General features: G+C 59.6%; 12 protein-coding genes. 6 read left to right on the forward strand and 6 right to left on the reverse strand.

Features of this window, described 5'->3' with window-relative positions; translation table 11 throughout:
• The 3 genes from BJQ17_RS25495 to BJQ17_RS25505 all read right to left on the reverse strand — a co-directional run.
• Positions 1-418, reverse strand: a 418-nt coding sequence (locus BJQ17_RS25495) for a GntR family transcriptional regulator (RefSeq protein ID WP_139139821.1), incomplete at its 3' end; no start/stop codon positions are given.
• A 70-nt stretch (positions 419-488) separates the two neighbouring features.
• Complete coding sequence (locus BJQ17_RS25500; RefSeq protein WP_010799689.1) at positions 489-3,518, reverse strand: Tn3 family transposase; 3,030 nt, start codon at positions 3,516-3,518, stop codon at positions 489-491.
• On the reverse strand, positions 3,502-4,104 hold the full coding sequence (locus BJQ17_RS25505) for a recombinase family protein (RefSeq protein ID WP_010465829.1): 603 nt from the start codon (positions 4,102-4,104) through the stop codon (positions 3,502-3,504). Before BJQ17_RS25505 ends, BJQ17_RS25500 begins: the two co-directional genes overlap by 17 nt.
• Before the next feature lie 191 nt (positions 4,105-4,295).
• Here BJQ17_RS25505 and BJQ17_RS25510 point away from each other — a divergent pair, with 191 nt between their 5' ends.
• From BJQ17_RS25510 to BJQ17_RS25535, 6 genes are all read left to right on the forward strand, one after another.
• Positions 4,296-4,673, forward strand: coding sequence for a type II toxin-antitoxin system RelE/ParE family toxin (locus BJQ17_RS25510; protein WP_003151133.1), 378 nt, complete (start codon positions 4,296-4,298; stop codon positions 4,671-4,673).
• The gene (locus BJQ17_RS25515; protein ID WP_001172026.1) at positions 4,654-4,989 is read left to right on the forward strand and encodes a helix-turn-helix domain-containing protein; all 336 of its coding nucleotides are present in this window, start codon (positions 4,654-4,656) and stop codon (positions 4,987-4,989) included. Before BJQ17_RS25510 ends, BJQ17_RS25515 begins: the two co-directional genes overlap by 20 nt.
• A 14-nt stretch (positions 4,990-5,003) precedes the next feature.
• Positions 5,004-5,339, forward strand: a complete 336-nt coding sequence (locus BJQ17_RS25520; protein ID WP_000741275.1) for a hypothetical protein — start codon at positions 5,004-5,006, stop codon at positions 5,337-5,339.
• 23 nt (positions 5,340-5,362) lie between these two features.
• Positions 5,363-5,689 carry a hypothetical protein gene (locus BJQ17_RS25525; RefSeq protein ID WP_000091614.1) on the forward strand — a complete coding sequence of 109 codons (327 nt, stop codon included), beginning with the start codon at positions 5,363-5,365 and terminating at the stop codon, positions 5,687-5,689.
• Entirely contained in the window at positions 5,686-6,066 is a 381-nt protein-coding gene (locus BJQ17_RS25530) for a hypothetical protein (RefSeq protein ID WP_001054412.1), read from the forward strand. The genes BJQ17_RS25525 and BJQ17_RS25530 overlap by 4 nt, the downstream gene beginning before the upstream one ends.
• Before the next feature lie 156 nt (positions 6,067-6,222).
• A complete protein-coding gene (locus BJQ17_RS25535; RefSeq protein WP_375731043.1) occupies positions 6,223-7,518 on the forward strand; it encodes an HD-GYP domain-containing protein in 1,296 nt (431 codons plus the stop codon).
• A gap of 773 nt (positions 7,519-8,291) precedes the next feature.
• Here the strand turns inward: BJQ17_RS25535 and BJQ17_RS25540 are convergent.
• From BJQ17_RS25540 to ltrA, 3 genes are all read right to left on the reverse strand, one after another.
• Positions 8,292-8,699, reverse strand: a complete 408-nt coding sequence (locus BJQ17_RS25540; RefSeq protein ID WP_023383747.1) for a hypothetical protein — start codon at positions 8,697-8,699, stop codon at positions 8,292-8,294.
• Between the two features lie 36 nt (positions 8,700-8,735).
• Positions 8,736-9,428: a hypothetical protein gene (locus BJQ17_RS25545; protein WP_023383746.1), complete on the reverse strand. Its 693-nt coding sequence runs from the start codon at positions 9,426-9,428 to the stop codon at positions 8,736-8,738.
• Positions 9,429-10,516: 1,088 nt separating this feature from the next.
• Positions 10,517-11,938: a group II intron reverse transcriptase/maturase gene (gene ltrA / locus BJQ17_RS25555; protein ID WP_024718247.1), complete on the reverse strand. Its 1,422-nt coding sequence runs from the start codon at positions 11,936-11,938 to the stop codon at positions 10,517-10,519.
• Positions 11,939-12,299: the final 361 nt, after the last annotated feature.

Below are 12,299 nucleotides of genomic sequence, written 5' to 3' on the forward strand. Positions count from 1 at the left end.
GCTGATTGCACTTGAGAGCGGCTTGCAAGTCCTGGGCGTTGATCGCGGCGATGTTGTTTTCGATGCAGGCTTGCAGGTCTGCGAGTTCGCTGTCGGTCACCAGCGCGGCGGCCGTCTCCGCAGCCAGGCCTTCAAGCGCCAGGCGGATGCTGCGGATCTCGCCGTATTGCGCGGCGGTGAGGATGGGTACGCGGATGTCACGCGGGGTCTTGAGGATCAGCGCCTGTTCCTTGGCCAGTTGCAGGATCGCGTCGCGCACCGGTGTGACGCTGGTGCCCAGTTGTTCGGCCAGGTCGCGGATGCGCAGGCGGTCATCGGGCTGGAAACGCCCGGTGATCAGTGCCTCGCGCAGCAACTCGTAGATGCCACTGCCCAGGTAAGAGTGATTGAGGGTTTGAATAGGGTAGGGGTTGCTCATTGATCGCTCATCTGCGGCGGATGCCCGGCCCGAATGATGGGGTTGTACGCCGGAATCCCAGAAATTTCCGTCAGCCCAGCTCCAGTCCCGCCACGAGCGCATCCAGGTCGATGAACTTGCCGTCAGTCTGGAAGGTGTAATGCCCGTTCAGCAGGATGTGCCGCCAGGCCGCTGGCGACATCTGCGTGATCAACGCCAGCGCCTTGGCATTGCCAGCTGCCTCGTACTTCGTCAGCAGCAGGGACAGGATCGCCGAGTTGTAGAAGATGATCGCGTTGCCGATCAGCCTGGCGCACTGGTTGCTGATCTCGATTTCGATGTCGGTGCGGCCGGTCAATTCCTTCTTCCCACCGACTTGGGCGATGGTCGAGCGTAGCTGGTGATAGGACTCAATGCGGTTCTGCGAGCGGTGAACATTACGCTCCAGTTGCGGGTCGCGCAGGTAGCGCAGTGTGTAGATACTGCGGATGAGCTTGTCGAACTCGAAGATTGCGCGCCGCGTCGGGTTCGGCGCCGTATAGGTGCACAGCTTGCGGATCAGCGTGCCCTGCGTCATTTCCTTCAGGCCCAGTGTGGCGACGATTCGGTCGATGTTCGCCTTCTCACCGACGATGAGTTGCCGGTCGATCTGGCCAGCCGGCCGGATCAGGCATTTCTCGTACAATGCCAGATCATCGGCGCAATACAGCTCCTGCAACTGGTCGTCGAGGTCGGTGAAGCGCGGCTCGAAACGAAGTCCGAACCAGTGCAGGATGGCGAAGTTGGCCTTGTTGATGCTGTGCATGTCGCCGGTGATCGCGCTCGGCACGATGTCCGACGTGTTGCGGTACCAGATGTCGAACACGTGGTGAGCCTCGTACTCGTGTGCGCCTATCAGGTAGCCGTTCAACGGCACGTGATTGCACAGCAGCGTGTAGGCGACGACGCCCTTGCCGCGGCCGAAATATTTGCGCGAGTAGCGCGCCTTCACAGTTGGTCGCTCGACGCCGAATTTCTGCCCATCAACGGCACCGTACAACGAATCGAGGTCGAACGAGTAATGCGGGAAGATCGGCAGTGCGGCGATGGCGTTGCTGATGCAATCGTTGGCCACATGTAGCGTCGCCTGGCGCAGGTACTGCTGGTAGGTACTCTCCAGGACGTGGTACGGGATGTCGCTGGTACGTGCCATAACCTGGTTGCCGTGGTTCATGGCTTGGGCAATGATCACCGCCATCAGACTGTCGGCGTCGGCTACCTTCTTCGCATAGCGTGGCTGCAATGGTGTCAGCGCCGACAGGAACTGGCACTGGCCGTTGACGAAGCGAAACACGTCGGCGACATCGCAGTATGGCAGTTGCTCGTAGAGAGCTTGCTCGCGCGCCTTCTGGTTCTCCCCCTTGGGCTTGCGCCAGGTCAGTCTCTGCGTGTCCTTGTCGTATTCCAGGTGCGTCAGCTTGCCCTGTTTCAGCTCGCGATTGAACGCCACCCATTGCGCACGCAACTCGGCCGCCAGTGCATCGAGCTGGGCACTGACCGGCTGCCGCAGGAAGGGGATGTCCATCTGCGCGAGCACGGCGGCTTTCTCGTCCATCGAAACCAACTCGTCGGACAAATGCCGGTGCTGCAAGCTGTCGTCAATGTAGAGCTCGCCCGCCTGGAAGCGTTTCCTGACCTGACGGTAAAGCCAGAATTCGTAACGATCGGCATGCAGGCCTGTCGGCGTGCCTTCGGCATCGAACATCAGCAGGTACGGACGCAAGCGTTTCGGCAGCGTTGCCGCCGGACATTCGTCGAGTGGCCGTTGTGATAGGCGCTGCTGCTTGGCGAACACGCTCTTGGCCCAAGTCAGCGCCGCGAGCCATGGGTTATCGGGGGCCGTGCCGGCGAAGTCGAGCGCGACGTACAGCGGCCGTAGATGGCGTCGAATGCGTTCGGCCAGGCCGTCCACCGCCTGCCAGTGCAGCGCCAGTTTGTTCAGTGGCTTGACGCTCATGCGCTGCGCCGTGTTTTGCAGCAATTCCCTGGACATGATTTTGTAGGCGCGTTGGCGCACCTCGCCGAACGGCGTCGGATCGGCCACGCTGTCGTCCACGTACAGCGACAGCAGGCGGCCAACCTGCGGCGTTTCCTGATGGCGTCGCAGCTGTTCGGCGACAAAGGACTGTTTCGCACCCGTGCGGCTCTCGTCCTCAAGTTTTTTCATGTGGAAGGCCATCGCGTCGACCAGGTTGTCGGTGAGCTGCCGGTAACGTACCCAGGCATAGCACAGCAGGTAGAGCCGGGTCTGCTCCGCCTTCAGGTGGCGCAGGTCATGGACGGTATAGAAGTTCGCCAGGCTCGCGTAGTACAGCAGGTTCTGCTGCGAGATGCCGAGCTTGGGCAGCAGCGCCTTGGCGATCCCGTGCAAGGACTTCAGCGTGGCGCGCTTCTCGCGCTCCCCTGCCATCTGACGCCAGCCGAAATCTTTAGCGTCCTGCTTGAGCGCTGCCAGTTGAGACAGGGTGTCGTCACGCACCAGGAGCTGGCCCAGCGCAGCTTTGGCCGATTCGTCCAACACTTCTGCCAGCAAGCCGCCCAAGCGCCTGCGTTCGGTGGACAGGGCTTCACTGACCAGCTCTTGTAAGGTGGTGTGGCCGGGCCGGATGATTTTGTGCTCGCTGAGCCAAACGATCAGTTCGGCGGCCACGAATCCTGGCATTACGTCGCGCCGCACGATCTGTTCAGCCTGCTGTGCCAGTTGCGGCAGGAAGCTAGCCGCCCACGACCGGTAGCCGAACAGTTCGGCGATCTGACCCCTCTGGCTGTAGTGCTCATGCTTGGTGATCGCCTTGCGTTCGAACGCTTCGCCGTGGAAATAGCGACTCAGCACGAAGGCGCAATCGTCCTCGACCTCATGCCAATCGAAGCGGAAGAAAGCATGCTTGGCCTTGAAGTAGCCGATCTGCAAGACGCAATAGACTTGGGCCTGCAGGCTAGGCCGGCTGCTGGCGAACGCCAGTTCAGATTCGGTCAACGCCAGGTATTCCAGCCGCTGAGCATCGTCGAAGTCCGGTAGGCCGTACAAGGCTTCCTGCTCTGCGTCAGAAAAGACGGTGAGTAGCTTATTCTTGTTGCTCATCGACCGTCCTTCCCGCACCACGCCAACCTGCTCGCGTCAATGTTTCGATCAACGTAGTGCGCTTGACATTGAAGTTGCGGCACACCGCCGCCTTAGACATGCCGCCATCGAGCGCGGCGACGATGGCGTCCAGCTTCTCACCAGTGATCGCCTGCGGCCGGCCGCCGATCCGGCCGCGTTTGCGTGCGGCGGCCAAGCCCGCGACGACGCGCTCCTGAATCAAGGCGCGCTCGTACTGCGCGAGCGCACCGAACACCTGGAACAGGAATTCGCCCGAGGGCGTCGTAGTGTCCAGGTTCTCTGTCAGCGAGCGGAACGCCACCCGCTTGTCCTTGAGCGAAGTCACAATGGCGAGCAGGTGCGACAGCGAGCGACCGAGCCGGTCGAGTTTCCACACCACCAGCACATCGCCGGCTCGAACGAACTCAAGCGCCCGCGCCAAGCCGGCACGGTCATCCTTCGCGCCAGAGGCACGATCCTCAAACAGGTGACGCGGATCGACGCCGGCGGCGAGCAGCGCGTCGCGCTGCAAGTCCGTGCTCTGGCGGTCGGAGTCCGACGACACGCGCATGTAGCCAACCAACATAGGCGGATAACCATCAAAAACAGGTTTCCGCATAATAGTGAATAGCGATAGAGTTTTCCGTACATTTTTGAGGGGGTGTTGCACAGGTAGCACAGCGGCGGCTGACAGCCTGTCGCAAAACAAATGTTTTACGACACCTCCTTGAGGTTGCCGCGTTTACATCATTACCTGAACAGGTATAAAATTCCGTCATGACAAACAAAGAAAAACCGCTCGAATGGATCGCGAGCAGCCACAAGGATTTGATGGCGTTGCCGTCCGACGTGCGTCGCCGTTTCGGTTACGCGCTCTCGTTGGCGCAGATAGGCGATCAGGATGACGCAGCAAAGGTGCTCAAGGGGTTCGGTGGTGCCGGCGTGCTGGAGGTCGTCGAAGACGATGCCGGCGGCACCTATCGAGCGGTATACACGGTCAAGTTTGCGGAAGCGGTGTTCGTCCTGCACTGCTTCCAGAAGAAGAGCAAGAGCGGAATCGCCACGCCAAAGGCCGACATGGACATCATCCGCGCTCGGCTGAAGGTGGCCGAGGTATTGGCACAGGAGCTACGAAATGCAAAAACGAATCATTGAAGGCGTCGAGGTTCAGCGCAGCTCGGGCAACGTCTTTGCCGACCTTGGACTGCCTGACGCTGAAAAGCTCAAGATCAAGACCGGCCTGGTGGTCGAGATCAGGAGGGCCATGCGCGCCCTTGGGCTGACTCAACAAGCGGCGGCCAAACGCATGGGCATCCCGCAACCGAAGGTGTCGGGCATGATGCGCGGCGACTTCACCAATCTATCCGAACGCAAGCTGATGGATTGTCTGAATCGCCTCGGCTACGACATCGAAATCAAGGTACGGCCAGCAGCCGAGCCGATCGGGCATCTAACGCTCGCAACCGCTTAATCGGAGCTCTCCTGATGGCAGCCCGCATCACCGACGACGAATGGGACGAACTGACTCCCGAGAATTTCGATACCACGGCACTGCTGCGTGCAGTCGATGCCGTGGACGTGCTGCGCGGCGATTTGAATGACAGCGCAGACGGCGCACCTCCGCAACTGCGCACCGACCTGTTGAAGCTGCATCAACTGGCAATGGCCGCGTTCAACGAGGGATCACGCAGCCGAGTGGCTGAGCTATTTGATCTCGCCGTGGATCTTCAGGATCAGGTTGATCATCTGATGACCTCGCTGGAACAAGTGCAAGAAACCCTGTCCCGGTTGACGGCGCTCTACCCAGAAAGCCTGTCCTGAATGTTCTTGGAGACAACCACATCATGAGCCGCAGCCGCCGCAAAACGCCCATCGTTGGGCACACGACCTGCCGTAGCGAGCGCGAGGACAAGAAACTCTGGCATCAGCGCTGGCGAACCCACGAGCGCACCGCGCTGGCCAGCGCGTCGCCGGAAGCTCTATGCGCCCATCTGCCTCTACTGGAAAACCAGGTCAGCAACGTCTGGTCGATGGGTAAGGATGGCCGCTCCTACTGGCCCATCAAGCGCCAGGCCGCCACGGCGGATCGCATTGCCAACCACAAGGGACGCAATCCGCAAGAGCGCGCCTCCCTGAAAAAGCGTCTGCTGCGCAAGTGGATGAGCAAATGAACCTGTCCACCATCGAGGCGCTGGCTATCGCTTGGGCGCGAATCGCTGAAGAAGCAGAACTCCCAGCCGGCTACGAGGGCACGGCGACGCCAGAGGCGCATCGGGCCTGCGAGGTGATCCAGGAGCGGATTCGAGAGCACGTCGTCGCCACCAATGACATGCGGCTGTTCGGCCTGCTGCACCTGCTTGGGCAGGCGTCGCTGCGCATGGAGCAAGCGCTGTGGCCGGAAGAATATGCGCGGATGACCCGCGAGGTCGAGGAAGCTCTCCGAGAGGCCGACGACCCCAACGCCAAGTCGTACACCCACGAAGAAGTCATGCAGGCGATGCAGGAACGCATCGACCGAGCGCGAGACAAAGCCATGTTGATCGGCTGACGGAAATTTCGGCGGTTCCGGCTGATCCAAGAATCTTGGCGTGACCTTACCTCCGCTCTACCGCTGGGTGCCAGCCTCGGCGCACGCCTAACCACCCAACTCAGAAAGGAAAATAAGTTGGTAAAACGCATTCCCGTATCCGAGCTTCGTCTCGGCATGTACATCCACAAGCTCGCCGGCTCTTGGGTTCGACACCCATTCTGGCGCGGCAGCTTCCTGCTGACCGAGCCTCAGGATCTCTCTGCCATTCGAGAATGTGGCGTCGGGGAGGTCTGGGTCGACTTGGCCAAAAGCCAAGTCGACCCAGAGAGCCCAGAGAGCCCAGAGAGCCCAGAGAGCCCAGAGAGCCCAGAGAGCCCAGAGAGCCCAGAGAGCCCAGAGAGCCCAGAGCCCAGAGCCCAGAGCCCAGAGCCCAGAGCCCAGAGCCCAGAGCCCAGAGCCCAGAGCCCAGAGCCCAGAGAATTGTCGGAGGAGCAATCTCTGCCGTCTAGTCCACTAAGCAAGAAAAGTGACGGCGCAACCTCAATGGAGAGCGAAATGTGTTATGCACGGAAACTCTGTCTTGCGGCCAAGTCCCAAGTCATGGACATGTTCCAGGAAGCCCGGCTTGGCAAGGCCGTCGACCCAAGCACGACGTTGCCGCTGGTCGGAGAAATCGCTGCCTCGGTGCTGCGCCAACCTCATGCCCTCATCAGCGTCGCACGCATCAAAACGCACGACGATTACACCTACCTGCACTCGGTTGCCGTCTGCGCCCTGATGCTATCGCTGGCCCGGCATCTCGATCTAGACGAGGAGCAAACGCGCCTGGCTGGCATCGGCGGACTGATGCACGACCTAGGCAAGGCCGCGATGCCGCTGGAAGTGCTTAACAAACCAGGCAAGCTCACCGATGCCGAGTTCGCCATCATGAAGCGCCACCCTGTGGAGGGCGCAAAGATGCTGCGCGCAGGCGGGGCCGAGCCCGGGGTGGTGGACATTGCCCTGCACCATCACGAGAAGATCGACGGAACCGGCTACCCGGATCGCTTGGCCGGTGACGCCATTTCACTCCTGGCCCGCATGGGCGCAATCTGCGACGTCTATGATGCCGTGACGTCGGAGCGAGCCTACAAAAAGCCGTGGGACCCGTCCGCGGCGATGCGGCAGATGGCCAAGTGGGAGGGCCATTTCGACAAACGCATCTTCCACGCCTTCGTCAAGGCCGTGGGCATCTACCCCGTCGGCTCCTTGGTTCGCCTGTCCTCTCAGCGTCTGGCCGTTGTCGTTGAGCCGGGAATGGAATCACTGCTGACTCCCAAGGTTCGCGTGTTCTTCTCGCTACGCTCGAGAGAGCCGATCCCGATGCAGACCATCGACCTGGCGGCCACGAGTTGCAAGGACAGTATCACTGGCCCCGAAGACCCGACGCTCTGGAACTTCAAGAACCTCGACGACTTGTGGATGGAATAGCCCCCACAAAACGACGGCCCCGTGAGGGAGCCGTTGAACATCGTCGAGCGATGCCCGTCCAGGGAGGGATGGCCGAGCTCGATTCTCCAGAAGGTAGCTGGTGACACGAGTGTTGAGCCCACCCAACTAGGGTGACGGAAATTTCTGGGGTTCCGGCTTACATCCCCTGCATGACTCTCCTGAAAGGTAAGCCAGGTGTTGCGAAGACCTGGTACCGCAGGAATGCGTCACACGGGTGTGGAAGGCGGCAGGCGGGGCGGCTTTATCATTTTCACGATAGTTTGAATTTTTTTCAGGCTTTCTGAACCGGGCACAGGTATGGTGCGCCGGCTTGCATGTGGACCTGCAATTCAAGAGGCCCTTGGGTGGTTATGTCCTCTGCTCGGTAACCCGAGAATCTCGATGTTCCGAGGATGAGATACCCCCTTCGACACGGTGTTTAGACCGTGCCGGTTTGCTGCATTCGTTGGGCCACCTGGGCCTCTTCTGGAATGCACCACGTGCGTTCTGAAAGCGCTGAAGTGCCGGTTAGGCGTTGGAAGATTGGCCTTCCTGAAACGGAGGTCAACGATTATGAAGCGTATGCTGAATATTCTGAGCCACGTACTGACCATCTACCGGCTTTTATCGGCCGTGTGGGGGTTGATGCGTGACCACTGTGATGCGGTCTAAACGCCCGTCCAGTGTTGAGATGTAAAAAGGCCACCCGAGCGTAAGCAGAGGTGGCCTTTCTGTTTCCGGAGTGCAACTCAGGAAGGCAGGCCGGGTACGACTTACGAAGGTGCGTACCAGCGACGTTCGATGTTCAGCTGATGCTCACGCTCGTAGACACTCACGGTTCCAGCATGCTCATGTCGACCGCCCTCGTACTGGTCCGGATCGCTATCCAAAAGCTCATCGAGTATTCCCTTGACCCTGAGAGCGTGAGCTGCGCGCTTTGCTTTGATCGCCTTGCACACGTCTACAAAATCGGGATCAGCTTCCCCATGGCGGCGGTAGGAAGCCGCCATCTTTTGAAAGATCTGCATGTGCTGGTCATCCAGGTTACGCAGGCCATTGGCATCCATGGGGTAGGCAGCGCCGGCGTACATGGCCATCGCGAACGACTGAAGAAAGCCCGCGGCCGCATAGTCGCTGTCGACCAACACTGCCCGGTGGGTGGCGAATGGAGATTCTGTCATCTGTAGAGATCCTGGAAGGTGGCGTGAGGTCGATGATTACCAGCCGGCATAGTGGGACACGAGGTGGCCCCAGTCAGCGAGAGCCGAGTTATCGCGCAGGATGGTCAGCGCCTCGGCAGCGAGAATTTTCGTTGGGCAACCGCCGGTGAGGAACACGTTGTCCTTACCTTGGTTGTACAGATGCATAAGGCTCAGAGTCATCACCCTCTGAAGCGGGGTCATGGCCCTATACGCCTTACGCATCGCAGTTAGCTTTTCCGGGATCTCAGCGTAGTCCCTTGCCCAATCACACCCCTTGGGCCGGAGACTGTAATGATCGCCTATAGCCTGGAACGGCTTGTTGTGGCGCTCAAAGCACCCATGCAGCTGATACTTCTCAACGATAGCCCAGGCGGCCTCGCCGAAAATGCGTGCCCGCTCATCTGAACCCTTGAAAGAAGGCAGCTCAGCCCCGCACACGATCGCCAGGGCAGCATATTCCGCATAGTCCAGGCTCGGGATCTTGTCGACCAGGTCCACCAACGTATATCCAGGAAAGCGCCCGGCTGCGAAGGTAGGGTTAACCGCAGCATATGCTGCGAGGGCTGCGGGCTTCTGCGAGTGGTGGATATAGCCGTGACTGGCCGTTCCCACATCACTCAGCGACCACGTGCTCAGTGCACCTTGGTGGACGCCGAAGGCGGTCAACAGCTCTGTGGCTTTCACGTGATAGTGGGCTGCATCAAACATCGTTCGTCCTCTGAAACAGTTGATTGCAAAGCTTGTGGTGGATGGGGTTCTGCACCGCCAGATCTGCGGCTATGCATTCCTCTGCCAGGTTCGGCCTCGCTTCATCACTGCAACCCTAGAACGTCGGTGTGGGCTTCGCAACCCCTAGAAATATGGCCGAACAAGGCTAAATCGCAGGCACAAAAAAAGCCGCCTGAGAATGGGCGGCTTTCTTAGGCCAAATGAGCTGAGAGGATCATCTGGCATGCGCGTACTGAAACGGTCGAACCTCAAAATAATATCCGAATTGCAATCTAGTGGGCAACCTGACCTGCCCCACCTTTTCACTAATGAAAAACCCGACCACTAGGGCCGGGTCTGTGCTGCGTTTGGAGATGATCCAGCCTAAGCCGGCAGATACTTGACCTCGGTCTCCGACCTCACCAGCTCTTGGATCACTGGGCACGTGGAAAGGCCGGTATTGACCATGTATTTCGCTGCACTCAACAGGTAACGTCGCTCTGCCAGGTACTCGCAAGGCTCAAGACCGTTGGCTCCATGACATTCGGAGAGGAAGCATTGGTAGAACACGACCTCACGCATGTCAGGGTCAGATTTGAACTTCGGTTTCACACCTACGACACGTGCTAGGTGGAATCCTGTTGGGATCACCGAAGCCCCGTGGGCAGCAGTAAGGGTTTGCAGCATGGTGGCCCCCTGGGCATTGCCTGTGATTGCGATCAAGCTTCTGAACAGGTATCTAAGCGGCTACATAGGGCACGCCAGTAACGGGCATCCTGCATCGACTCCCTCCTCATACGGCGGTATTCGGGCCTATAGCGGTGCGGTTCTGTACGAGCGGAGAGCGAGTTTTCCTTTGCCATTCGTAGACAGAAATTCAACTTGAACAGGGCATGTGCTTTCGGTCGGGTTGACTGCTGTGTTGTTGCGGTGGTCATTGGAATTGCTCCTTTGATTTTTGGCCTAGTGCGTGGAGATGGCGCACATCGATCACCACGCAAGCAGCTCGGCCGCGGGATCGAGTAGGAGGCGGCTTCACAGCCGCCGTCCTCTCACACCACCGTGCGTACGGTTCCGTACACGGCGGTTCAGGTTATACGGCTAAGCCGGTTTATCGTATCCAGTATCGAGACCAGTCCGAACCTATCCCATAGCCTCTTCGGTAGCGCCTGATTCACATGAGATGCTCCCGAGTTCCACCACGGGCCTCGGCCATTAAAGGCCGATTTACAGGCACGTTCTTCGCTCAGGCCCAGGCGCATCAGGTTGCGCGCCCTCGTTGAGGGCCGTTTCCATTGACGCCAGATGACGCAGCGAAGTTTATGCCTGACCCAACCATCCAATTTCTCAAGTGGGCGTTTGCTCTGGCTGAGCTTGAAGTAGCCAGCCCAGCCTCGCAGGACAGGGTTGATTCGCTCAATGACAGTCGCCACTTTGCGGGCCCTTACACTGCGTAGCAATATTCTGAGTCGGTCGCGTAAGCGCCCCAGGCTCATCGTTGCCACACGCAGCCTTGGTTGCTGGTGCCTGCTCATCCCGTAACCCAAGTAGTCACACTTCCAAGCCCCTGCTACTTGGCTCTTCTTCCGGTTCACCGTCAGTTTCAAACGATGGCACAGGAAGCGCTCGATACTGGCCAACACCCGCTCGCCCGCCCGAGGACTGCGCACATAAATGTTCGCATCATCGGCGTAGCGCACGAAGCGATGACCCCGCCGTTCCAATTCGCGGTCGAGCTCATCCAGAAGGATATTCGACAGCAACGGCGAGAGTGGGCCGCCTTGCGGTGTCCCCTCTTGCCGTTGGCTGACGATACCGCCCGACATGGCCCCAGCTTCAAGGTAGCGGCGGATGAGCCTAAGCACTCGCTTGTCTTCGACGCGACGCTGCAAGCAGGCCATCAGGATGTCGTGGTTGACCCGATCAAAGAACTTTTCCAGATCAAGCTCCACGCACCAGCGATGCCCCGCCGCCACATGGGAGCGGGCCAGTTCAACGGCTTGGTGAGCGCTTTTGCCCGGACGAAAACCGTAGCTGTAGTCCGAAAACAGCGGATCGAAGAGTAGCGTGAGTTGTTGCTGTAATGCTTGCTGGATCAGGCGATCCACGACGGTGGGGATTCCCAGTTGCCGTGTGCCGCCCTGCGGCTTGGGAATTTCAACCGCTCGCACTGCTTGGGGATGGTATTCACCGGCCAGCAACCTGGCTTTGAGGGTTGGCCAATACTGTTTCACGTAGCCCGCCAAGTCAGCGACCGTCATGCCATCGGCACCCGGAGCCCCCTTGTTGCTAACCACGCGTTGATACGCACGCCTGAGGTTGGCCGGTGCAAGCACCCGCTCCATCAGCGTGTCCGGCTCCGCGTTCGTCCACGTCGCTGACGCCGCCGGCACCTTTGCACTGTCAGGCATCACCCTCGGCTTCTGGCCGGGATTCGGAGTGACAGATTCCGTTGTAGGAAATTTCTGCATTACGGCTACCAACGAGACAGTGACGCCTACTGGCGGCATAACCTGTTCGGCCCTTGGTGGCGCGGTTAACCGCCACTTACTACGGCCTCGGCTGACTTCTGCACGCTCGTCCCGTCGCCTCTCGACGCTCGGTAGCACAGTGGCAAACGTGCAGATCTCCCAGGGTAATTCGCGTGACCTTCCTGCTTATGCCTGTCGGATTTACGTCACAGCGTCCCGTGCAAGTACTGGGCTTTGACGATTTGGGCCGCCTCACCCCGCTGTGCCGCCTCTATCCGCTTCCTGTTCGTCAGGCCAGCAGTTTGCCTCGGGCTTCCTTCAGATTCGCGGTCGCCCACGACACCCTTGCCTCTGGCTAACACTTCCCCTTGCCGGGTGTGTAGAGGACTTTCACCTCCAA

The sequence above is a fragment of the Pseudomonas sp. NBRC 111139 genome (assembly GCF_001753955.1).
Lineage (GTDB): Bacteria > Pseudomonadota > Gammaproteobacteria > Pseudomonadales > Pseudomonadaceae > Aquipseudomonas > Aquipseudomonas alloputida.